At 48.2% G+C, this 21,804-nt stretch carries 21 protein-coding genes and 1 pseudogene; 14 read left to right on the forward strand and 8 right to left on the reverse strand.

Translation table 11 applies throughout. The features are described from left to right. Positions 1-222: 222 nt before the first annotated feature. A complete protein-coding gene (locus tag L0156_26420) occupies positions 223-390 on the reverse strand; it encodes a hypothetical protein (protein ID MCI0606535.1) in 168 nt (55 codons plus the stop codon). 234 nt (positions 391-624) lie between these two features. Further along, positions 625-930, reverse strand: a complete 306-nt coding sequence (locus L0156_26425; protein MCI0606536.1) for a helix-turn-helix domain-containing protein — start codon at positions 928-930, stop codon at positions 625-627. Positions 931-1,310: 380 nt separating this feature from the next. Here L0156_26425 and L0156_26430 point away from each other — a divergent pair, with 380 nt between their 5' ends. The 3 genes from L0156_26430 (at position 1,311) to L0156_26440 (ending at position 4,340) form a co-directional block, all read left to right on the forward strand. Continuing rightward, positions 1,311-2,123 carry an AraC family transcriptional regulator gene (locus tag L0156_26430; GenBank protein MCI0606537.1) on the forward strand — a complete coding sequence of 271 codons (813 nt, stop codon included), beginning with the start codon at positions 1,311-1,313 and terminating at the stop codon, positions 2,121-2,123. 86 nt (positions 2,124-2,209) lie between these two features. Continuing rightward, on the forward strand, positions 2,210-4,090 hold the full coding sequence (locus L0156_26435) for a hypothetical protein (protein ID MCI0606538.1): 1,881 nt from the start codon (positions 2,210-2,212) through the stop codon (positions 4,088-4,090). After that, the gene (locus tag L0156_26440) at positions 4,077-4,340 is read left to right on the forward strand and encodes a hypothetical protein (GenBank protein MCI0606539.1); all 264 of its coding nucleotides are present in this window, start codon (positions 4,077-4,079) and stop codon (positions 4,338-4,340) included. The genes L0156_26435 and L0156_26440 overlap by 14 nt, the downstream gene beginning before the upstream one ends. A 738-nt stretch (positions 4,341-5,078) precedes the next feature. Here the strand turns inward: L0156_26440 and L0156_26445 are convergent. Further along, entirely contained in the window at positions 5,079-5,651 is a 573-nt protein-coding gene (locus tag L0156_26445) for a hypothetical protein (GenBank protein MCI0606540.1), read from the reverse strand. Positions 5,652-6,133: 482 nt separating this feature from the next. Between L0156_26445 and L0156_26450 the strand changes: the two genes are divergently transcribed. The 6 genes and pseudogenes from L0156_26450 (at position 6,134) to L0156_26475 (ending at position 12,079) form a co-directional block, all read left to right on the forward strand. Beyond that, the gene (locus tag L0156_26450) at positions 6,134-7,081 is read left to right on the forward strand and encodes a hypothetical protein (GenBank protein MCI0606541.1); all 948 of its coding nucleotides are present in this window, start codon (positions 6,134-6,136) and stop codon (positions 7,079-7,081) included. Positions 7,082-7,741: 660 nt separating this feature from the next. After that, positions 7,742-8,155: pseudogene (locus tag L0156_26455) on the forward strand (PDZ domain-containing protein). A 397-nt stretch (positions 8,156-8,552) separates the two neighbouring features. Further along, on the forward strand, positions 8,553-8,864 hold the full coding sequence (locus L0156_26460) for a S41 family peptidase (GenBank protein ID MCI0606542.1): 312 nt from the start codon (positions 8,553-8,555) through the stop codon (positions 8,862-8,864). Beyond that, positions 8,861-9,205: a beta-lactamase family protein gene (locus L0156_26465; protein MCI0606543.1), complete on the forward strand. Its 345-nt coding sequence runs from the start codon at positions 8,861-8,863 to the stop codon at positions 9,203-9,205. Before L0156_26460 ends, L0156_26465 begins: the two co-directional genes overlap by 4 nt. Beyond that, a complete protein-coding gene (locus L0156_26470; GenBank protein ID MCI0606544.1) occupies positions 9,171-10,928 on the forward strand; it encodes an MBL fold metallo-hydrolase in 1,758 nt (585 codons plus the stop codon). The genes L0156_26465 and L0156_26470 overlap by 35 nt, the downstream gene beginning before the upstream one ends. A 2-nt stretch (positions 10,929-10,930) precedes the next feature. Continuing rightward, complete coding sequence (locus L0156_26475) at positions 10,931-12,079, forward strand: aminotransferase class V-fold PLP-dependent enzyme (protein ID MCI0606545.1); 1,149 nt, start codon at positions 10,931-10,933, stop codon at positions 12,077-12,079. Between the two features lie 92 nt (positions 12,080-12,171). Here the strand turns inward: L0156_26475 and L0156_26480 are convergent, their stop codons facing one another. Then, positions 12,172-13,947: a beta-lactamase family protein gene (locus L0156_26480; GenBank protein ID MCI0606546.1), complete on the reverse strand. Its 1,776-nt coding sequence runs from the start codon at positions 13,945-13,947 to the stop codon at positions 12,172-12,174. Between the two features lie 216 nt (positions 13,948-14,163). Next, positions 14,164-14,538, reverse strand: a complete 375-nt coding sequence (locus L0156_26485; protein ID MCI0606547.1) for a hypothetical protein — start codon at positions 14,536-14,538, stop codon at positions 14,164-14,166. 236 nt (positions 14,539-14,774) lie between these two features. Here L0156_26485 and L0156_26490 point away from each other — a divergent pair, with 236 nt between their 5' ends. The 5 genes from L0156_26490 (at position 14,775) to L0156_26510 (ending at position 18,827) form a co-directional block, all read left to right on the forward strand. Next, complete coding sequence (locus L0156_26490) at positions 14,775-15,161, forward strand: FKBP-type peptidyl-prolyl cis-trans isomerase (GenBank protein ID MCI0606548.1); 387 nt, start codon at positions 14,775-14,777, stop codon at positions 15,159-15,161. Positions 15,162-15,333: 172 nt separating this feature from the next. Beyond that, positions 15,334-16,182 (forward strand): hypothetical protein, encoded by an 849-nt coding sequence (locus L0156_26495; protein MCI0606549.1) that lies wholly within the window; start codon positions 15,334-15,336, stop codon positions 16,180-16,182. Further along, positions 16,170-17,243, forward strand: a complete 1,074-nt coding sequence (locus L0156_26500) for a S8 family serine peptidase (GenBank protein MCI0606550.1) — start codon at positions 16,170-16,172, stop codon at positions 17,241-17,243. Before L0156_26495 ends, L0156_26500 begins: the two co-directional genes overlap by 13 nt. 4 nt (positions 17,244-17,247) lie before the next feature. Beyond that, positions 17,248-18,228: a hypothetical protein gene (locus L0156_26505; GenBank protein MCI0606551.1), complete on the forward strand. Its 981-nt coding sequence runs from the start codon at positions 17,248-17,250 to the stop codon at positions 18,226-18,228. 89 nt (positions 18,229-18,317) lie between these two features. After that, entirely contained in the window at positions 18,318-18,827 is a 510-nt protein-coding gene (locus tag L0156_26510; GenBank protein ID MCI0606552.1) for a hypothetical protein, read from the forward strand. Positions 18,828-18,880: 53 nt separating this feature from the next. Here L0156_26510 and L0156_26515 read toward each other — a convergent pair whose 3' ends face one another. From L0156_26515 to L0156_26525, 3 genes are read right to left on the reverse strand one after another with little or no spacing between them, the layout of a single operon-like run. After that, positions 18,881-19,936: a HEAT repeat domain-containing protein gene (locus L0156_26515; GenBank protein ID MCI0606553.1), complete on the reverse strand. Its 1,056-nt coding sequence runs from the start codon at positions 19,934-19,936 to the stop codon at positions 18,881-18,883. Between the two features lie 15 nt (positions 19,937-19,951). After that, on the reverse strand, positions 19,952-20,815 hold the full coding sequence (locus L0156_26520; GenBank protein ID MCI0606554.1) for a hypothetical protein: 864 nt from the start codon (positions 20,813-20,815) through the stop codon (positions 19,952-19,954). 2 nt (positions 20,816-20,817) lie between these two features. Continuing rightward, positions 20,818-21,378 carry a hypothetical protein gene (locus L0156_26525; protein ID MCI0606555.1) on the reverse strand — a complete coding sequence of 187 codons (561 nt, stop codon included), beginning with the start codon at positions 21,376-21,378 and terminating at the stop codon, positions 20,818-20,820. Between the last annotated feature and the right edge of the window lie 426 nt (positions 21,379-21,804).

The raw sequence follows: 21,804 nt of genomic DNA on the forward strand, positions 1-21,804 counted from the left end.
CGATCGAACGTTCAAGAATCTGATGACCGAGGTGGGACTTTCCTATGTCTGAAAAAACGTGAACAAAATCTGAGATTCTGAAAAGAGAAGTTCTATGAGAAAAAATCCTCACTCTCATAACCTTCTTATTAGAGCCCTTTTGTTGGCTAGATCCTTCGATTTTTGGAGCGAACGGTTGGAATATCGATGCCGTGAACCTCATAAACGCTTCACCTTCGGCCGTCAACACTTCGCCTGTTCCAGAATAGTCTCTATAGCCATGCCATCGCCAAACATATCTGTCACCCGGTTCAACGCGGCTGCTCCTTTCACGGATTGAACCATCCGGTTTCGTAAACTCCTCAATGGATAAAAACCAGCTTGTAAGGCCGCCCGGTGTTGTCCAGGCATCGGCGATGCTCCGCTCGGAGCCCGAATGCTCACTCTTGTCGTAAACGTTTTCCAGTCGTATTGTGTCATCTTGGCGTTAGAAATGGATTTTAACAAAATCGACTTAATTGGAAATTGTAAAAATCCGAAATCAGTTACCGGGCCATCATCCGGTTCAATGCATGATCATCGGAAAGGTATTTGTGAGGGCTGATCCCGGCAAAGAATTTGAAGTCGTGGATGAAATGCGGCTGGTCATAAATAGCCTGACGTATAAGCAACATCTGTGAGGCTGACGTTCGAAATGGTGTGCAACTTATAGAGCGCGAAGCGGAACTTTGCCAGACGTGCGAACATCTTAGGGGTGCATCCGGCAAAATCACTGAACCTCTGCTGTATCCGCCTCGAAGTCAGGCCATATCGAGTAGCCAGGCGATGCAGATTAACAGTTCCTTTAGCAGCGATGATCCTTTTCATTGCGTCGTAAACAACAAGGTCATCAGAAGCAGCATTGTAAAGTTCGCCGATAAAATAAGCCTCTGCATTTGCGATCATCTCCATGGTGGGATGGGCGCAGTTTATCTTGCGCGCGATCTCACACTGGACCGCGAAGTTGCCATAAAATCATTAAGACCACTTCGGATACTCGTGAGATTTACGATCGGTTCTGGAGGAAAGCCAGGATGGCAGCCCAAACTTTCTCATCCAAACATTGTTCCACTCCATGCATTTGGGGAAGTGGAAGGGATGCCATACTTTTTTCGTTTTGAGAAACATTATTGGAAGATGCAGACGAATTTATATAATATCTTTGTTGAACTGCGGTCAGATACGGGTTATTGCCGATGCAAGAATCTCGATGAAATGCAACGGCCATGTTGAAACGGACCAGGTAGAATGGTACTAAAAAACGAAATTGGAAGAGTAACGGCGAATTTGAAATGGCACTAAGACTTTCGTGCGGCCGGTTTTTTGGAAAGCTTCAGAGAACGGTTCAACTCCAGCACGGGCGTTTATCGGAAGCTTTTTATTCGAAAGGCGAACGACAACCGGCTCACTCGCATGAACTCCCGCACATCTGTTTGACGGTCAACGGAACTTACCGGGAATCGATTGCAAGAAAAATGTGGACGATCCCTAACGGGGTCATGACTTTTTATCATCCGGAACAAATCCACAGGGACGAACACTTGACCGACGGCATTCACTTTGTAATAGAAATCGATGCGAAGAAAGGGAGTTTTGTGGAAACTCTGCTGCCTCAGTTTGTGCGGGATCCCGTTTCATTCGGACGAAATCTGAGCACAGCTTGGCGCCTCTATGAAGAGTTCTCATGCCCCGACACGTTCTCTATGCTCGCCATGGAGGCATTAACACTCGAGCTGTTGGTAGAATCGTTTCGCACCGAATTCAGCGGGAATGAAAAACGACGGCCTCTCTGGATGAATTCAGTTTTAGCTATTTTGAAATTACATTTTTCATCCCCTCCCTCTCTTTCGGAAATTGCCGAAGAGATCGGAGTGCATCCTGTTCATTTGGCTAAAACGTTTCGCCGTTTCGAAGGGCATACACCCGGTGAATTTATTAGGAAGCTTCGGGTGGATTTTGCGCGGCAAAAACTGAGCGGGACTTCCGAACCACTTTCGCAAATAGCGTTGGATGCAGGGTTCGCCGATCAAACGCATTTCACCAAAGTTTTCAAACGTCTCACAGGGCTCACACCGCGCCGCTTCCGGATCCTCTCTCAACACTAATCCTGAACAATTTCGACTAATCCGGTTCAAGAATTACCGGGCTGACAAGACTACAATCCTGCCGAATGAGTCAATGCAGATTTCGCATGAACGCCATAATGAAACAGGAATTTCTCTGCGTACTGACCGTAATCATCCTTACTTGCGGTCAGACGGTTTCGCAGCAAAACGAGCAAGACAACGTACACGAATATGTCTGGGACCTCTCGGAAATCTATCAGGATGACCGGGCTTGGGAGGGAGAACGTGCCCTTATTCAACAAAAACTTGGAGCGATCGGTCGAATCAAAGGCACCATGGGCCGCAGCGCAAAGAGTCTGGCCGATGGCCTTGATGAAGTATCTGATCTCCGTATTCGCGCGCACAAGATGTCGGTGTATGGTGAACTTGTGTCCGCCGTTGACACTCGATCCGGCAAAGCGAAGCAACAATACGAAACGGGAACCGCTTTTGAAACACAGGTGGAAGCCGCGGTGAGCTTCGTGGTGGACGAACTCCGAGCTATCGGTTCTGCTCGCCTGAATCAATGGCTCGTTGAGGAGCCAAGACTGGCGGTGCATCGTCGACGCATCCTGCAATCATTGCGGGAAGCCCCTCATACGCTGTCACCCGAACCACAATCCATCCTCCGCAGCATGGCTCGGCTACCGCAACTCACATCCGACACGTATCTCACCCTTCTCGATTCCAACTTGGGGTGGATCGAAATCATCGGCGAGGATGGAAAGAGTGTTGTTGTAGATACCTCGAATTATCGATCACTAACAAGATCCTTGAAGAAGGAAGTGCGGATTGCGGCTGCGAATGCCTATCTGGGGCAGTTACGCTCATTTGAGGACGTATTCGGAATGCTTTTGACGCGGCGAATTGAGACAGATCTAACGATAGCCAAATACCGCAACTTTAAGGACGGTATCGATGCATTATTCTTTCTGCGGGACGGAATGCCACAAGGGAGCTATCACATGATGTTGAATGTGGCTCAAAAAAACCTTGCTGTCTATCACAGGTACATTCAGCTTTGCCGCCGGGCGCTTGATCTGGATCGCATGAACTATGTCGATATCCGCAATCTGCCGCCCAGCAAGCAGCGCTTCACGGTTCGAGAAAGTATGGAAATCATCATAGCAGCTTCCGCGACCCTTGGGCCGGAATTTCAAGACCGGATGAGAGAACGACTGTTGAAACCGTGGCTGCATTTGCCGCCCTTGCCTGAAAAGCGGGCAATGTACGCAATCTTCCCACCGGTGGGTGGAATACCACCTTATACCATCATGAGTTACCGAGGCGATCAGCGGTCGTCTCGCTCACTTGCAGGAGCAGCAATGTTTATTATGTGCTCCGCAGACATTCCGAAAGATCGTTTCCCTGATACACGCTACGATCCTCCTATTTATGGAAACGGGCTCATTTATCTGGGCAATCTCCTTCATTATGATTACCTTAAAGATCTCGCTACGAACCGTAGAGATCGGATCGACTCGCTCGTTCAGCAGTTGGATCGAATTTCAAGTCAGTTCTTTCACTGGAATGCCGTCGCAGAATTCGAGTCAAAAATTCAGGATATGATTGCAAGTGGGGAACCGCCCACGGGCCCACAATTATCGAAAATGTACTTGGAAATCCTTCGCCGCTACTATGGCCATCATGAGGGCGGCGCAACCGTGGATGAAATATTCGCTGCTGATTGGATTACTTCGGATGTTTCATTTTTCTCTTACGAACATCTTTTCTGGCCGCCTGCAATGGCGGCGGCCTGTTTGCTCATGGAAAAGCTTGATGCCGGCGATCCGGACGCTCGAAAGGCTATTCATGAAGTTGTTGGTCGTGGAGACAGCGATCTCTCCTACGATTTATTGCTCCAGGCAGGGATCGATATGGCAAAGCCTGAACCATACGACGCATTCATCCGCCGAATGAAAATGCTGATGGATGAATTGGAGGAACTACTAGATGGCAAAGCATGATTATTCAAAAGACTTCGGCCCATTCCATGGCAAGATCTGGCTGAACTGCTCGCATCAAGGTGCGATGCCGCTTGTTGCTGTTCAGGAAGCGTACGAAGCAATTTCCTGGAAAATTGCGCCATACAATCTGACAACAGAACGCTTCACCGATGTACCGCTGCGCCTTATGGAGGCTCTGGGCAGAGTCATCTTCGCTCCATCAGATGAGATCATACTTGCGAACAGCGCTTCTTACGGCTACATTTGTTAGCCAACGGATTCCGCTGGAAAGCGGGAGACGAAATACTGTTGGTGAAAGGCGATTTTCCATCCAATATTCTGCCCTGGTTGGCTCTGCGGAAATACCAAGTTCTTGTAAGACTGATTGAACCGCGGAAGCATTTCATTCAACCGGAAGAACTACTTCAAAATCTAACCTCCGCAACGAAAATGGATAAAACTTCGGCGTAAGTCGTGGGCTGCTTTGATTCGACCTCCACCGGAGACTCCCCCTCAGTGGAATTTCTTTTCAGCCGATTGATTCTTCTGCTTCCGAAACGCTAGCCACCGTCTGACAAACAGGCATTCAAAGACCGTGCACTCTCGGAGCTTTCTTCAAGTTTTTCGGGGTTGGGGGTCTTTTTAGTCTTGCGCATGATAATACCAATTATCATGTCCCAGAAAGGGTCTGAAGGAGATGCAGGCTGGAAGCCTGCGGGTCCCCTAACTTCGCCGGGTCGCTTGCCAAAACGACGAGTTCTGCTATTTATCTGGAATTCCGCTTTTGAGTTTGCGAAAACGGCTTGGAGTGATTCCAAAATGACGACGGAATAACTGAGTAAGATGGCTCTGATCGCAGAAGCCGGCATTCTGGGAGATCTGCGCCAAAGACAGGTCTTTTTCCTGCAACAATTTCGATGCGAGCTTTAGGCGTTCGTTGCGAATGTATTGTCCCGGCGTGCACGAAAGAAATTTTCGAAAGGAACGGATGAGGTGTGCCGGATGAACATCACCAACTCGACATAGGGTCAATACATTCAACCTGGTCTTGAAAGTGTTTATCGATGTGCTGCTGAACTCTCGCAAGCCATGCCGGATACAATCGATCGCTGCAGCGAATTTCGCGAAACGTGAAAGAAAACAATTCGAGCAGAATTCCTTGGACCGCAAGACTCGAAAATCGATCCGGAAATTGGAACTCTCTGTAAATTCGAGCGGCAAATTTACTGGCAACGGGACCAGTTACATGAAAAGGATTCTGCAGCAGAGTAGGATCCAGTTTAACTAATTCAACCCACTGATAACCAAACTCTGCAATTAAAGAATGGGCGCCATCATTGCCGTAATGATCGCTGTGCATTAAACCGGCCGGTTCCAAAAAGACGCTATTCGAGCAAAGTTCCAACGAGCTTCGTTCAAAAGATTCGATGAAGGATCCTTTCAAAACAAAGGTGAGATTGATCAATTCGTGGCTATGGGGTTCCAATTTCAATCGAGGTTCGTGGACAGTCTCTGTCAGCCTGATTCCATCCAATTCAACTGTTTTTAACAGTATTCCCTGACTGACAGGTCTATGAGCCATTGCTAAAAAGTATAACGTAATACCCCCTTTGCTTGTTCTTTCCTCTGAAAGTTTTATACAAAATGCAATTTCTCTTATAGATTGCCGTCCATGAGTGCAGGATAATCAATGCTCATATGTGTCTGTTGAAAGGCCTCGGTTTGCTGATTCTTCACTTGTTCTCTGCGTTCATTTTTGCGGATGCAACCCCAATGCTTCGCTTTCCGGAACTTCATCATAACCGCGTAGCATTTTGCGTAGCAGGGAACCTGTGGGTCGGAGAATTCAATACAGGAAAAACCCGCCGCCTGACCGATTGGAAAGGAAGAGAATATTTTCCAAAATTTTCGCCGATGGAGAATCGATTGCGTTTACAGCAGAGGTAACCGGAATTCCGACAAGTTTACCTTATTTCGTACAATGGCGGATCCCCCAGACAGCTGACCTTTTATCCATCGCAAGCGAATTTTTATCCAGCCAAACTCGGATTTGATCATCAAGTTTTGGACTGGACTCCTGACGGTAAATTTATTGTGTATCGCTCCAGTCAGGGTGGGAGCGGCACCATTGCTCGGTTTTTCAAAGTCCCCGCAACGGGTGGATGGCCGGAAGCGCTCCCGATCAGCGAAGGAGGTTACCTTTCCTTTTCACCGGATGGAAGGAAGATAGCGTTTAACAGATCCGTCTGTGATTTCAACTTGCATGAAGCCTGGAAAGGATACCACGGAGGGATGGCTGATGACATCTGGATTTTCGACAATCAGAAAGATGACATCGATCGTATTACGCGCTGGGAGGGGGTCGATCAGTTTCCGATGTGGACTGCACAGGGTATCTACTTTTTGTCGGATCGATCAGGAATGCAAAACATTTTCCGCTTTGATCCCAAATCGCAACAAATATCACAGGTAACGCACTACGATGATTTTGATGTGAAATGGCCGTCAACGGATGGAGAAAGCATTGTGTTTGAACAGGGTGGCAAATTACATCGATTGAAACTATTGAGCCAGAAAATCGAACCGGTTCAACTTACGATTCCCTATTCTCCAGGTAAAAAAAGCGTCGAGGCTTCTAATTATCTGGAGTCGGTCAGTACATCTCTAGATGCGAAAATCGCAATTTCCGCTAGAGGCGAAATTCTTCTTCTCCATAACACACAAGTCTCGAACCTTACCGCGACGCCATCCATTCGTGAAAAGAACGCAAGCATTCAGCCACAAGGAAACTGGATTGCGTTCATTTCCGATGAATCGGGAACGGATGAGCTATTTATTCAAAATACAAAAGGTGAAAGGAAGCAGATTACAGAGAATAGCAATTCATTACTGAGGTCTCCGGTTTGGTCACCCGATGGAAAGCTTATTGCTGTGAACGATTTCAAAGGCATCCTCTATCTCGTAGATCCCTGGCAGCACACCAGAATCCAGATTGATAGCCCAAAGATGTGAAGGATTGAGGATTATGCCTTTTCGCCGGATGGAAAGTGGGTGGTATACAGCAAACCGGAAAGCGTCGATTTTTCATCGCTTTGGATCTACGGCATCGAAAGTCGCAAGACAGAGCGACTGACACAAGGTCGCTATCGGGATTCGGCTCCAGTATTCGATCCGGATGGTCAATTTCTATGGTTTGTTTCAAGGAGAGACTTCACACCTGTAATGGGAAGGATTGAATATAACTTTGCTTTCGCGAATATGGACCGCATTTACCAAGCGCTCCTGGTCTCCGAGAATTCCAACAATTCTTTGCCGGACACTATGGAGCAATGGAAGCATTTGTTCAACGCTGCCCGGCCCCTGCCGATCAAACCCGGTGTGTTTTCTCGCTTGAGAGCTTTGAAGGGAAAACTTCTATTCAACAGGGCTTCGGATCTGAACGAAGACAGAAAACTATGCAGCTTCGATATCAGTCAGCAGCAAGAGACAGTTCTCAGTGACAAACCTGTTCAAGCGATTGCAACTTCGGATGGCCGAACAGTGGTCCTCTTCAGCAATGGAAAATACAGGATCGTTGCGGCTGAGAATCTCAACGACAACCTCTTAAAGGTAGATGATTGGAAACTGCTTGAGATGCAGCTTGATATTGATTTGCGATCAGAGTGGAGACAGATGGTGCGTGAAGCATGGCGCTGGCAAAAAGAACTCTACTTTTATCAATCCAGGCGCTCGATCGATTGGGGAAAGCTTCTTGAAAGATATTTGCCTCTTGTAGATATCGCTGCAGATCGCCATGATGTGAATTACATACTTGCTGAGTTGTTCGGGAATTTGAATATCAGTCATCTCTATGCGCGCGGCGGAGATGTGGAGAATTTTGAAGGATCCAACGTTGCTTTAATTGGGGCCGAGTTTGTCCCGGATGAAAAAGGATACTTTCGGATTGCGAACGTTCTCGGAAGTACCGAGGCGCCCGCCGGCATCTCGCCTCTTCAAGACGTTGTTCGCGAAGGTGAATACATTTTGGAAATAAACGGACAGCCGCTTCGACTCCCTGCAACGCCGTATCAGTTGCTTCAAGGAAAGGCAGATCAGAAAATCCAGCTAACCTTGAGTCCAACGCAAACACCGGCAAAGTCGCGGGAAATAGAAATCCAGTCTGTTCGATCGGAAACAGCTTTCTTTTATGATCGCTGGGTTGAAATAAATCGGCGCACAGTCCTAGAAGCGTCAGATGGACAAATCGGCTACATTCATATTCCCAACTTTTCCGAATCAGGCCTAAGCTCTTTTGCTTCCAGCTATTATTACCAGCTCGATCGCAAAGCTTTGATCATCGATGCTAGATTCGCGGATGGCGGATGGCTTGCGGAAACAATTTTGGAACGACTCCGAAGAATTCCTGTCGGATGGAATTTGTGTATAACCTGTGGGGCGTGGACTTATCCGCGGGGCCGCATTTTCCAGGGAATTGATTCTGCTGGTGAATCAATACAGCTCTTCAGATGGGGATCTTTTTCCATACTTCTTCAAGAAATATGGACTGGGACAAATTGTTGGAACACGAACATGGGGCGGGATAATCGGAAGTCATTTCCTGGAGCTTGCTGACGGAGGGGAAGTGGGCGCAGCCGACAATGCTGTAACCGGTTTGAATCGCTTGCCGGAGCTGGAGAATCTTGGTTTCACACCCGACTATCAGATCGACAATTTACCAAACGCTGTCGCGCGAGGACGTGATGATCAGCTCCTTAAAGCGATTCAATTGATTCTCGAAAAACTCAACAACAAATGAAAAACCGAATCCAATGCTTCCTTTTCGCGCTTTTTGTACTTTTCATTCTCGCTGCAGCGGCTATTCCTTCCAAAAGCTTGCAGCTGGAAGAGCTTTTGAAAAAAGGCTTACAACGCGGGTATCCAGGAATAGGAGTGCTCGTGGAGAACAGGAAAGGTGAAATCCATGCGGCTGCCGTCGGCTACTCAGATCTTGAGAACCAGGCCCTGCTCCGTGTGGAAGACGCCTTCCACATGGGAAGCATCAATAAGGCGTTCACCGCTGTGACCCTTCGCCTGATTGAGAGGGGAGGATACAACGATTTGTATGTTGACACTACGCATGCTTGCTATGTTGATTGATATCATGCTTGTTGGAATGACTGCGCGACGATCACCTGACATCCCCGAAGCGGAAAAATGCTTTATTTTCTCTCTTACCCGGCAGCCCTTACCTTTCGCAACAATTTTCACTCCACGGAGTGAAAATTGTGTGACAATGGCAATTGAGCAAAACCTGGCAATGACTTTGAAGAATGCTTTTTTGTTCATCTCTTTTCATCTTTTCCTAGTTGCCGCAGTCACCGCACAGGGGAGCATTGATTTTTCGTCAGCATCACAGCAAGAAGCTCGTCGCGTCCTGGATTCAAATATCCATGCGTTCGGCGGCATCGAAGCCGTCAAAAGAGCAAGGAATTTTTCCCTGAAACTGAACGGCAAGAGCTATCAACTCTTTCAGAATTCAGACCCCGAACTGCCCTTTGAAGGCTGGGCGCTGGAAAGGACAATAGTGTACGAAGCCGATAAAAATCGCCTTTACCATGAAAGAATTTTGCGTGATGTGGATTCCGATTATGTCTGGTGGGTAAAGGAAATCGTGAGAAATGGGGAAGGCTTCAATATCATCGTTCATAAAAACTGGCTCATGGAGATGCGGAAACCTGCCCTGACGGATTTTGCCGACATCCCTCAGCTTCTTCCGCAAAATATTCTCGCGGATGCTCTTGAGCAAAACAGAACGCTTCGCTGGCTGGGCAATGACACTTTCAAAGGCAGAAAGCAGGACGTGATCACCTTCATCGCTTCCACCGGTCAGATGCTGAATCTCTACTTCGACTCCGTAACGCATCTCCTGACCAAATACGATTGGTTCTATACGCGAAACGTTTGGGGCGATACGCTCGGCGAAAGCATCTTTACCGGGTATCGCGATGCCGAGGGAACAAGAATCCCCATTTCTCGCCTCACCTATCACAATAAAGTTTTATCTGCTGAAATGAACTATCTGGACGCGCAATTCTCTCCTCAACATGTAGATGAAAATCTGTTCAAGCCATCCCAGAACCTGATCAAATTGGATGTCGTGGAGCCGAAAACCGAAGTCCTGAGAATGGCCGAAAGCGTCTATTTGCTGAGAAATCTGGCAGGCGGTTTCAACGTCCTTTTTGTTGAGTTTAAGGATTTCATTCTTGCGGCGGAAGCGCCGGAGGAGAATATCGTCAACGGCATTTCGGAAGAAGCCGTCCGCAAAATAAAAGAGACAATTCCGAATAAGCCGATCAGATATATTGTCCCTACACATCATCATGGAGATCATTCGGCCGGCGTGCGCGCGTTTATGGCTGAAGGAGCAACGGTGATCACAACTCGCGGCAATCTGAAATACATTGACAGACTAGCCAGAGCAAAGTTTACCTTCGCTCCGGATGCCTTTGCCCGAAAACCAGCACCTTACAAGGTTGATGCAATTGAGGATGGCAAACGTATCATCAGCGACGGCAACCAAGTCGTGGAGATTCATCAGTTCAGCCCTCTGAGTCACGTTAAAGAGATGCTTCTCGTTTATCTGCCAAAGCTGAAGATTCTCTACCAGAGCGACATGTTTAACCCGATTAATCCAAAGATTAAATCCACCGAAGACGATCCTTTTCATGGCATAAACAGCAGCAACACAAAGGATTTGCTCAATACCATTCGAAAGTTGGGACTGGATGTGGAAACCATTGTGGGCTCGCATGGAAGAGTTTCCTACATGAAGGAATTGCTGGAAGAAGTCCGGCAATTTGAAAACGGAAAGGCCAAATAGAGTTGAATTTCGAAGGACATTATTCAAAAGACTTCGGCCCATTCGAGGCCGCAGTCTGGCTGAACTGCGCTCATCAGGGGCCACTTCCAACGGTTGCAGTCAGCGAAGCCCGGGAAGCTATTGCGTGGAAGGTCGCTCCCTTTCATTTAACCACAGAGCGTTTCAGCGGGGTTCCGAAAAGACTCAGGCAGGCTCTCGCCCTTCTTATTGATGCGGCGGCGGAAGACATTATTCTGGGTAATAGCGCCTCATACGGTTTGCATTTACTTGCGAACGGGATACGCTGGCGAGCCGGTGATGAAGTCTTGCTGATGAAGGGCGATTTTCCATCGGACATCCTTCCCTGGCTTGCGCTGCGGGATAAAGGGGTCAAGGTTCGTCTGATTCAACCGCGCAATCACGTGCTGCAGGCAGATGAACTTCTCGAAAACATCACTCATTCCACAAAATTGTTTTGCACCACTCTCGTCCATTCTTTTTCCGGCTTTGCGATTGACGCCTCGGCGTTGGGCGAAGTCTGTCGCGCTCACGGTGTCCTATTCGTGCTCAACACCTCTCAGGCTCTCGGAACTCGCCCTTTTAGTATTCTGACCACGCCGGTTGATGCGATCACCAATGTCGGGCATAAATGGTTGTGCGGCCCTTACAGCACCGGATTTTGCTGGATGAAGCCGGAATTGCGGGAGTCGCTGGAATACAACCAGGCTTACTGGCTGGCAATGCAAACAGCAGATGACCTGGCAAACGAGCAAAACGTTCCTGCGTTGCGGCCTGATCTCGGCGCGCGCCAGTACGATGTTTTCGGAACCGCCAATTTTTTCAATTTCAAGCCGTGGGCGGCCTCTGTCGAATATCTGCTTGCGCAGAGGATTGAAAACATCGCGGCGCATAATTACAAGCTTATTTCCAGATGGATAGAAGAGCTTGATATGAGTAGGTATGAACTGCTGAGTCCCCGCGACGGCGCGGCGCGGTCCACTCTGGTTTTCATCTCTGCGAGACAGCCTCAACGCAATGGCGAAATCTATGCAAAGCTCCTCAAAGAGAAAGTATTCGTCGCCCAACGCGCCGGCAAGCTGCGCATCTCTCCGCACCTTTACAACACCTTTGAAGATATAGATCAAGCTTTAGCAATTCTCAACTCCGCCTGACCGGGCGCTCGTGACGGTACACGCTATCTTCGCATCGGGAGACTGCAATCGGGATCATGAGGCGTGTGAATCCCAAACCTCAGTAAGAATCTTCACCGTTTGATGCATTCGCGCGCTTTAATTTTCTCAGCTCGTTCACCGTTTACACGGAACGCTACCGGCTCTCCTTGACGTATGTCAAACTCCAAAAAAGTACTCGCGTGAAGAAGCAGGTGCAGATTCACAAAACTATTGCCCGATTGATTTCGAAAGGGCGGGATGACGGGAAGAGGTAGACCTGGCAACGCGGTGGTGAGGTGTTCGTGATTCCAGACCCAGCGATAGTAAGCTTTTCCCTTTTCATAAGTTTGAAGGCTTATCGTTTCCGCTAACAAACTTTTTTCCGTTCGATAAACGATCGCTGTTCCCAGAACTTCAAACTCCGTCAACGGTCCGTATTGATTCTGAAGATCCTTCCATTTTTCCCAAAACACATCCAACGCATCCCCACCTGGAAAAGCTGTTTGATCCCCCGTCAATTCTTCCAGGATGCGCGGATTTTCGAGCGATAAGGACTGCAGCAGCGATTCTGTCTTTTTTGTAAATTCGGCAAGAGTTTTCCTATCCTTCTCCAGCTGAGGATAGCCGGGAGGTAAGAAGTGATCAAACGCCTGCTGACCATGAGGTAGAACCGTTAGGCTTTCGTTCTGTGTTGTGATCTCAACCTGGCTTCCGTCCTGAAAACGATAGATTCCGTTAAAACGATTTAATGGCCCATCTGTTACGGGCAAAAAAGGAGGTGGAAGCTCAAATGGTTCCTCATTCAGGATACATTTGAAATGAGTATTCCCCACTGCCGGGAACAATGCTTCACGCGCCGGAAAATCCGCGATCGCAAGATTGGTAAGCAAGATCACCAGCATTCGACGATCGACGTACCAGCGATAGACCCCGCTGAAAGAATTCGAGTTTCCGCTGTGCCAGACGACCTTTCCGAAGCGAGGATCTTTTTCAATCCACCATCCATAACCGTAATCGAACGGAAGATCGGTTTTTACATACGCAGAAAAGAATTTTTCGCGAGACTTCTTGGATAAAACGCGATCCGATTGCAACGCCATGTGCCAGCGGTAGAGATCTTCCACATTACTGACGATCCCTGTGTTTCCGATGTTCAGCCAATTCGGTCCTGGAATGGTTCGAGTCCCACCGTAACCGATCGCAAGTGAGCTCAGGATTTTCTCAGGTTTCGTTTTGAAACCGCTTTCTTCCATTCCTGCCGGTAGAAATAACTCCTGTGACACGAATTCCTCAAAAGACCGGCCCGATGCTTTTTCTACGATCGCAGCGAGCAAAACATAACCATCGTTGGAATAAACCATTTCGCGATCCTTACTGAGCTGGCTTTGCAGAATGTGCTCAATGTACGGATCACGCTCCAGAAGCGGATGACGGGAGTAATAAACGTAATCGTCTTCCAATCCGGCCGTGTGCGTTAACAACCGGTGCAATGTTACATCTTGCCAGACTTCGGGTGCGCTCGGGAAAAATCTTCGCACGGAATCAGATGTGGTGAGCTTGCCGAGCATTTCCAATTTTAGGATAGCCGCCGCAGTAAATTGCTTGCTGATGGAGGCAATTTCAAAAAGCATCCCGGTCGTTACGGCGATTCCTTTTTCCCGGTCAGCCAGACCGTATCCCTTATGCAAAATGATTTCTTCATCTTTCGCGATAAGCATCTGACCGGAAAATCCAAAACCTTCCAGTCGCTCCAGGTATTGATCCAGCTTTGTCCCGAGACTGCTATGGATCGTGACGGAATCTCCAAAGCAAATGGAAATCGTGGAAATCAGAATCAGAAGAGTCCGACCATTGAATCCCAGTCTCATTTTCTATGTGAACGCCGGAAGGGGAAAGATTGAAAACCGGGGCTATTGCGAAAATAAAACATTTCCATTTTTTCCAATATGTTTTTCCAGCTTCTTGGCGGAGCCCCTTGTTTGACGAGTGAAAGCAAGTAAGTAAGGCAGATTTCGCAGCTTAAGCCGTTATGCTGGCGGGCCGCTAGAAATCGATTGGAGCTCCAGATCGCATTGCGAACGTCATCACAGCCGGGTGAATAGAGTACGGAAAGAAACTCTTTTCCATCTGTTACCAGATTCAGAACTTCGCCCGGCCAAGTATCGATTACGTCGGGACCATGGATCAGCAGAGCTTTCAGGGTAACCCTGGCTGCGGTCCGGCTGATAGAGCTTCAACGCAACACGGACGCCCCGCCTGTGCGCCCTTTCTATTAGTGGACGCAGAAGGCCCAGGGGTGTCGGGAAAGCATCGAGAAGCACTACTTTGCGGCATACGCTTAGCATCGTTGTAGCGCGCTCCAGGACCTCCTCCTTCGCTTCAATCTGATAAACGCGATCATCAGGACCAGGTCGCGGCAGTTCGCGGAGCGATTCGGCCGCGCCTACCTTTCGCAACAATCTTCACTCTGTCGGTTTGAAAATTATGCGAAAATGGCAGTTAAGCTGATCGAAAAGAGCGCCTCAAGGACGCTTGAGAAAAAGAATCTACTAGGTAGTCGAAAATAGAAATCGGTGTTTATTTTTGTCAATCAGAGGCTTTTAACATTGGCCCGAATACGCCATCATAATTGTGAAGCAAGTACTAAGAAGGAAACCCACTCAGTGGGACCATTCGGTGGAGGTCGTGGGGCATCATGAAACGAGGCGTCGAGTTACTGGAGGATGTCGAAGGGACTGGCCTGTTTGCTCAGAAAGGAAATCGGGTCGTCTTTAACTTGCGTATCTTTCTGCATCGAGGGGACGAGGTGCCCCTGAACGAGATTCAGTTTGCGGCGGCTCCCGATCAGCCGGTCACGATCGAGCGCGGGCGTAGGCTTCTCGATCGCACGATCACGCTGGGGAAACGCCAAGCGGCTGTGGCGATCGAGCAGGCGCTGCTTGGAATGAAAAAAGGGGGCTACCGCAGGGTACGAGCCAGTCCCCACCTCGCCTATGGAAAGAAGGGGATCCCGGGCCTCATCCCGGCGAACGCCGTTCTTGTGCTCGAGGTCTGGCTGCGCGAATTCATCTCCAGCAATTAAGGTTATGCACAGGTTTTCAATAGGATTGCTACTAAAAACTTAAACCACCGGCGTCAGATCCGTATCCGTTCGCGCCAAAAAGCCGAGCACATTCGAATGATCTTGATCATTGCTTGACTCTAACAAATGGAAGGAGCCCTGATTTGTGCCAATTAAGTATTCGGAGTTTCGCATGAAATTCAGGAAGCTCTTAATACTTCAAACAGCGCTCTTCACTGTTCTTAGCTTCTTCTTTGTAGGTTCTCGTCTGACGGCAGTAATGGAAAAAGAGAGGAACCACACGAACCGGGTGCGATCAAGCGAAAAGTTTGTTAAAGGCCAGTTGATCGTTAAGTACAAAGATACGGTTACCGCTTGCGTTCATTGTCTTTTGAAGGGCCACAGGCATTTCAAAGGCGTGACAACAAATGCAAATGGTTCACTCGATGAACTAAACGCAAGATATGAGTTAGAATCGGCAACGCCGGTATTCCGAACGGAAGAGGAAGAAAAGGGAATGATCGGAGCAATCGCACAAATACCGGTATCGTTATTGAGGCAATACCATCGGCAAAAGCTGGAAATAGCCAAGGCAAAATTTGCGAATCGAACAAATCGCGCACCACAGGACGCATCCCTTCCAGATCTACACCATATTTATGTTCTAAAGTTTCCAGAATATGTCGATCTCGCAGCCGCAATGGCCGAGTTCCAGCGCGATCCTCATATTGACTACGCGCAGCCTGATTATTTGCTGACGACTGATTTCTTGCCGAACGATCCCTTTTACAAATCCGCTGGTTCCTGGCGACAGAATTACGATGATCTCTGGGGACTGAAAGCAGACAAGCTCGATATGGCGCCTGCCTGGGATGTTACCCAGGGTGAAGGCATGATTGTTGCTGTGGTGGACACGGGTCTGGATTACAATCATCCGGATATCGCCACTAACGTCTGGAAGAATCAGGGTGAAATCGCCGGCAATGGCACAGATGATGATCGAAACGGTTTTGTTGATGATTCCCGCGGTTGGATTTCGTAACTTGTCCGGAATTTGGCCCGACGGGCTGTATATCACCAAAGAAACCGGATAACAATCCGCTGGATGATCATTTTCACGGCACTCATGTCTCCGGTACGATTGCGGCAGCAGGCAACAATCAAAAGGGCATCATAGGAGTCGCTCCAAGAGCGAAGATTATGCCGGTAAAGGCATTCAACAAGCAGGGAGTAGCCCCGCTTTCTGAAGCGGCGGCGGGAATCGTATATGCAGCAGAAAATGGCGCTGACGTTATCAACAACAGTTGGGGGTGCGGGTTCTGTCCGAGTTCTCCTGCGAATGAAGCTGCAGTAGAACTGGCCCATGGACTTGGTGCTGTGGTTGTCTTTTCGGCAGGGAACTCGGGACTCGACTCCAGAACCATCAGTCCGCAAAATATGCATAATCCAAAACCAGTTGTGGTTGCTGCCAGTAATCAAGATGATCTACCGACGTTTTTCACGAACTTTGGGGCAGTGATCGATGTTGCAGCGCCTGGTGGAGGGTATGATTCAACCGAGCGGAATATTCTCTCCCTTAGACTGAGCCCCTGTCCAAAATGTCCAAAAAGATCAAGGGTAGATGGACGCTATCTGCGACTGCAGGGTACATCGATGTCAGCTCCTCATGCATCAGGAGCTGTAGCCTTGGTGTTAGCACATCGTCCTATATTGAAAAACGATGAAGTTCGGCAGGTCCTGGAAGCATCCAGTGAAGACATCGATCTACCGGGGTTTGACTTGAAAACGGGAGCGGGGCGTATCAATGCTCGCCGTGCCTTAAATATCGCATCCACATTGGAAGTGAAAATCGAGAAGCCTTTCCATTTAGCAACCGTTCGTAAGTCGGTTACGATCAGAGGTACAGTTACGGGATCTGACCTGAACGAGTACCAGCTCTTTTACAGCACTGAACAACCTGATGAAAATTGGAGACCGATCGGTGGGCCGATGACCGCTCCCGTGAAAGGATGGAATCCTTGGAACGTGGCAATTCAGCACGCTTCCTTTTGGATGGAAATCGCTCAGACTTACGGCAACGAACCGCAACGGCCTGAAATTTGAGGACGTGATCAATGTCGGAACGCAACTGCGCGCTAAGCAAGTTCCGAGTCCCGCTAGAGGTACGGCACACGAACCCGAACTTTCGGGAGATCTCATTGTTTGGTCAGGAGACTTCAAAATAGTTGATCCAAGCGAGCTTATTGATAACCATCTCTTTGTTCACGATTTGGCAAAAAAGACTACTCAACGAATCACAACGAAGCGTTACGGATTCGCCGCCCCACAAATTTCCGGCAATGTTATTGTTTGGAGGGACTTTAATCAGGGTCTTAAAAACGACGCAGTTTACTATTGCATTTTTGATGCGAGGACTGGCCAATGTCCGGCTGAGAAAATTGCAAGTGGTCGTGATCTAGGAGGATCGGTTGTGGTGGCTGGTAAGCGGATTGTCTGGGACGAATCGGTGGTTAAGGACGGGCTTTTGATTACCAGACTTTCCACCTATGATCTCGAGACGAATAAAGAGGAGGTCCTTGCAGAGCAGAGTGCATTCAGGGTTGACATCTCGAAAAACTACATGGTCTGGATGGGACGTGGTATAGATCAACCCCTTGATATTTTCTTATATAATTTTGAGACCAAGACTCAACGGCAGATTACGAACACGCCGGAGGATGAGTTTTTTCCGAAAATCTCCGGTAACACTGTGGTTTATCTCAGACGTTTTAGAACGCCGGAAGGTAATTTCGCGTTCCAAGATCTCCACTCCTATGACATTACAAGCGGGACAGATCAGTTGTTGCTCCATGTGTTTCCGGATAGCTTAATCAACGGCGATTTTTCGGATGGTCGCCTTGTCTGGCCCGGCATTGCCGAGATTCGAATGTACGACCTGGCAACTAACATGTTGCACGGACTGGTCATTAAGCCGATTGTTCCTCTCGCCACGCCCGCTATATCCGGTAACAAAGTTGTTTGGATCAATGTGGCCGACTTTATCAATGGAACGGGCGACGTACACTATGCTAAAATCCCGAGAAAGTAATTGTGGCAAGTTATTCGAAAAAATACATTGAAACCCTGAATGAAAACCAGATGTTCCTGGCCCGGCAATGAGCCGATCTACATTGCTTAATGATTGGTCTTGTGATTCTCGGAGTAGCGACGCAAGAACAACGTCAGAAAGCTGAGCGATCACTCGGTATCCATCAGGACAATTGGGTTCCTGTTTCTGGCGCCGCTGCCGGAAAGAATGGAATCACTGCCGCGATTGTGGAACGGAGCTCAACATCGGGTGAGGTCAAGTTAAAAATTCGCATCGAAATTAAGGATACTAACGCTTCTTTCTGGACCGAGTATGACGGAGAAATGGTTCGAGCTGCTGTAACTAAAGCATTTCTGAACTCAGGAGAAGAGAATATTCAAACAATTTATCACCGGGAACTTCCCTGGGGAAATGCGATCCATGGAACTCATTTATCTTCTCACAAAGAAACAATCACAGTTCAGTTTCCCGAGAGCGTGCTGAACACCCTGAATAGCCCCACGATTCAGATTGACTGCGTTATAGCCCGTTTTCACCGCAAAGGCTCCAAACCGGGTTTCTATAATACGTACGACTCTGTTTTTGTTCCACTGAATTGAAATTACAGAAAGTATGCAAAGGGCTCTAACCAAACGAATACTTAGAATAATCCTCAATATGACGAGATCAATGTCCAACCCGTTGCTTCTTTACATCCGGGACATTCGGAAAATTTGCTGCCAGCTTCGAAACGTTTGACGGTGGGTTTCAGTTTGTCCATACTCGTTACCTGGTCAAGAGCCACGTGCAGGCGAGGATCAAGCGTGACAGGTTTCATTTCACAAAACTCGCATTTGTATTCGCCTGTAATCGGGACTTTAGAGCCTGGTGATAAATTCACATGCGCGGGAGCTGAAGTTTTCGAGTATGCGGGACTCAACTTTTTTTTCCGTTCCTCCAATCTTTCAAAATACTCCAGGGCTTCGATGGCGTCCTTCGTGCCGATGTTGGAGAGCGCAGATCGAATCTCATCTGAGAATAATTCTGCTTTGCGTGTCCGCAGTAAATCAAGGAGCGGTCCGACAGCTCTTGGGTCATTCAGGCGTCCCAGCGCAAGGGCACAGTAGCCGCGAACGTCTTCATCAGAATCCTTTAGGCCCTTTGTCAAAGCATCGAAACATTCGGCATCTGCAAGATTGCTCAGAAGCTTAGCTGCGTCGCTTCGTAACCCGGCATCCTTATGTTCCAGTAATCTGATCAAATATTCGCGCGACTGTTCCCACATAGAAAGCAGCAGTGGTTCGTCCCGCATGCAGATGGTAAGCAACAATTTCTGTCCGGGATCGGCAGGCTGCCAACCCAGAGCACTCAGGGCCTTCAAGGCTTGCTTCCTTTGTTGCCACGAGTGTTGTTCATTCTCAACAAAGCGCATCAGCACCGGCACGACCCTGGAATCACGGAGTTTTAACAGTGCTTCGAAAGCCCGCCCCTTGTTTTGGGAAGATTCGTCTTCTAACATCTCAACGAGAAGATCAAGGGATCTAACATCTGCAAGCTTGCAAAGAAGGAGCCCAGCCGGATAACGACTCTCCTCATTACCACTCTTAAATTCATAAACGGCCAGATCGAAAGTGCTGGGGGACTCAGCGGCAATCAATTTCCGCCAGGCTTTCGTTCTAATTTCTTCATCGCTTGAAGCTAATTGACGTTTGATCCACCAGAGCCACATAATTGGAAACGAGAACTAATTCGGTAGAAGTGTAAGGTTGTCAATAAATATTACTGTTGGACGGTCTCGTAGTTTCTGATGAAACGTAGCAAGAACGACTGTCACACGCGCCTCCTTGTTCGTACTTTTCCGGGCTATTGCAAACTCCCCTTGTTGCAAAATCAAATCGCAGTCGGGCCATTTCGCTTCCCGATGATTCTTTAGCGAATCCAGAAGGGATTCAAGAGTAGGGGCAAAGACGGAGCTCATTGCGACTTCTGGACGAAGCTGCGTCATTCTCTTAAACAGCTCCGGATTCCAGCGTTCTGTCAAGTCGAACGCGAGTTTAGTACCTTCCGTTCCAGGGTTGAAATCAACGAAGCCGGCACAGATTTCCCTTAAGTTTGCTACTTCAACACGCACCGCCTGTTTGCCTTCATGTGAAATTTTCTCTTTTGTCAAAAAGCCTTTTAGAAGAAACGATTCCATTTGATCGGTGGACATGCTGAAATTGAAATACTCCATATCGAGGCCACCGTGATGAACGAGTGCAACGCTCTCCATCCCGTCAGGAAACGGATAGATAGCCGACAGCGCCTTTTCCGGTTCCATCATCTCGCCGACCAGACGCTCCACACTATTGGGACGTGATAGAGAACCCTTTAAAGGGAGCATCGTCCGCACTTCCGAACCTGAAGTCTTTACATCATCGGAAGCCAGAATCCATGCACGAGCAGGACGTAGAAGGTTTTCCAGATCCGCCCTGGCCCAATCTTTCATTCCCTGATTGATGACTTTACCACCGACTATTGAATCGATCGGTGCCGAAACGATTTCACGCAGAGCCGCAATTCGAGTCTGTCGCTCGGCCCATCTTTTTTCCATTTCAGTTCGGTCCATAGTTATGTCTGCTTCTCAAACCATCGAAGGTTTGAGCATACGAATGAAACGAGCTTTCTCACTACGAATTGCAGGATTCGGGAACGGCGTACCAGCTTTGCAGGTGGCGATCCGAGTATTTCATATATCTTGATGAAGAGCCTTCCCTCTTTGGAATGGTTCAAGCGTTGGTCTCGAAATCGTCGAAGTGATTGGACCTCTGCAGCAAGATCAGATCCGTAGGCTGCTGTCGCGATAAAACACTTGCTTTCTTTTTTTGCCTGCTCCTGCTGCTGAGTATCCCCTTTGAGCCACCCGATATTAAGGCTTTCGCCCTTTTTAAGAATCATGATTTCCGGTGTTGCGCTTTTGCTGACCAGAACCAGGAATGTAACGGTATCGTTCTCTGCATGGCCCAGGGACCGCGCTCTCGCTTGTACGGATTCCGACAGCTCGTCAAATTTTGCAAGCGTAACAAGCTCAGTCTTTGAGAAATCCAGCGTTAGATATGCGTGCCACCTTAAAGCGCCATAGGAAGATTGTTGAAAATAGGAGCGTAAGGAATTCAGGACATCATCAGACATTTCTACAAATAAGTATCATATGCCGGTCTCACTTCACCACGGCACCATTTACACGGCGCAGTGTTGTTGCTGACCTTACATTGGCTGCATTCAATTTTCTTGCAAAAAGCGCAAACGACTCCCATGAAGAGAGTACGCGAACCGATAGCTGGACCCTGATCCAATTTGCGGCCACAGCTATTGCATGTTGGATTCTTGGATGCCATTTTCTCCTCCTCACGAGTGGATATTTTCCATTTTTCAAAGTATCTCTGGTTGCTTTGATTCGAGAACTGCTGAAGAGCCGGAGTATTCCACGCGGAACCTTGAAGCTCCTGTCGCATGATCTCATAGAACTTCTCTTTTCAGAATCTCAGATTTTGTTCACGTTTTTTCAGACATAGGAAAGTCCCACCTCGGTCATCAGATTCTTGAACGTTCGATCGA

It is taken from the genome of bacterium (genome assembly GCA_022616075.1).
In the GTDB taxonomy this organism is placed as follows: domain Bacteria; phylum Acidobacteriota; class HRBIN11; order JAKEFK01; family JAKEFK01; genus JAKEFK01.

Bases quoted from the DNA above. Each gene is read 5' to 3' on its own strand.
- L0156_26420 (MCI0606535.1), bottom strand. From the start codon at position 390: ATGCCTGGACAACACCGGGCGGCCTTACAAGCTGGTTTTTATCCATTG.
- L0156_26425 (MCI0606536.1), bottom strand. From the start codon at position 930: ATGGAGATGATCGCAAATGCAGAGGCTTATTTTATCGGCGAACTTTAC.
- L0156_26430 (MCI0606537.1), top strand. From the start codon at position 1,311: ATGGCACTAAGACTTTCGTGCGGCCGGTTTTTTGGAAAGCTTCAGAGA.
- L0156_26435 (MCI0606538.1), top strand. From the start codon at position 2,210: ATGAACGCCATAATGAAACAGGAATTTCTCTGCGTACTGACCGTAATC.
- L0156_26440 (MCI0606539.1), top strand. From the start codon at position 4,077: ATGGCAAAGCATGATTATTCAAAAGACTTCGGCCCATTCCATGGCAAG.
- L0156_26445 (MCI0606540.1), bottom strand. From the start codon at position 5,651: ATGGCTCATAGACCTGTCAGTCAGGGAATACTGTTAAAAACAGTTGAA.
- L0156_26465 (MCI0606543.1), top strand. From the start codon at position 8,861: ATGAAAAACCGAATCCAATGCTTCCTTTTCGCGCTTTTTGTACTTTTC.
- L0156_26470 (MCI0606544.1), top strand. From the start codon at position 9,171: ATGTTGACACTACGCATGCTTGCTATGTTGATTGATATCATGCTTGTT.
- L0156_26480 (MCI0606546.1), bottom strand. From the start codon at position 13,947: ATGAGACTGGGATTCAATGGTCGGACTCTTCTGATTCTGATTTCCACG.
- L0156_26490 (MCI0606548.1), top strand. From the start codon at position 14,775: ATGAAACGAGGCGTCGAGTTACTGGAGGATGTCGAAGGGACTGGCCTG.
- L0156_26495 (MCI0606549.1), top strand. From the start codon at position 15,334: ATGAAATTCAGGAAGCTCTTAATACTTCAAACAGCGCTCTTCACTGTT.
- L0156_26510 (MCI0606552.1), top strand. From the start codon at position 18,318: ATGATTGGTCTTGTGATTCTCGGAGTAGCGACGCAAGAACAACGTCAG.
- L0156_26515 (MCI0606553.1), bottom strand. From the start codon at position 19,936: ATGTGGCTCTGGTGGATCAAACGTCAATTAGCTTCAAGCGATGAAGAA.
- L0156_26520 (MCI0606554.1), bottom strand. From the start codon at position 20,815: ATGGACCGAACTGAAATGGAAAAAAGATGGGCCGAGCGACAGACTCGA.
- L0156_26525 (MCI0606555.1), bottom strand. From the start codon at position 21,378: ATGTCTGATGATGTCCTGAATTCCTTACGCTCCTATTTTCAACAATCT.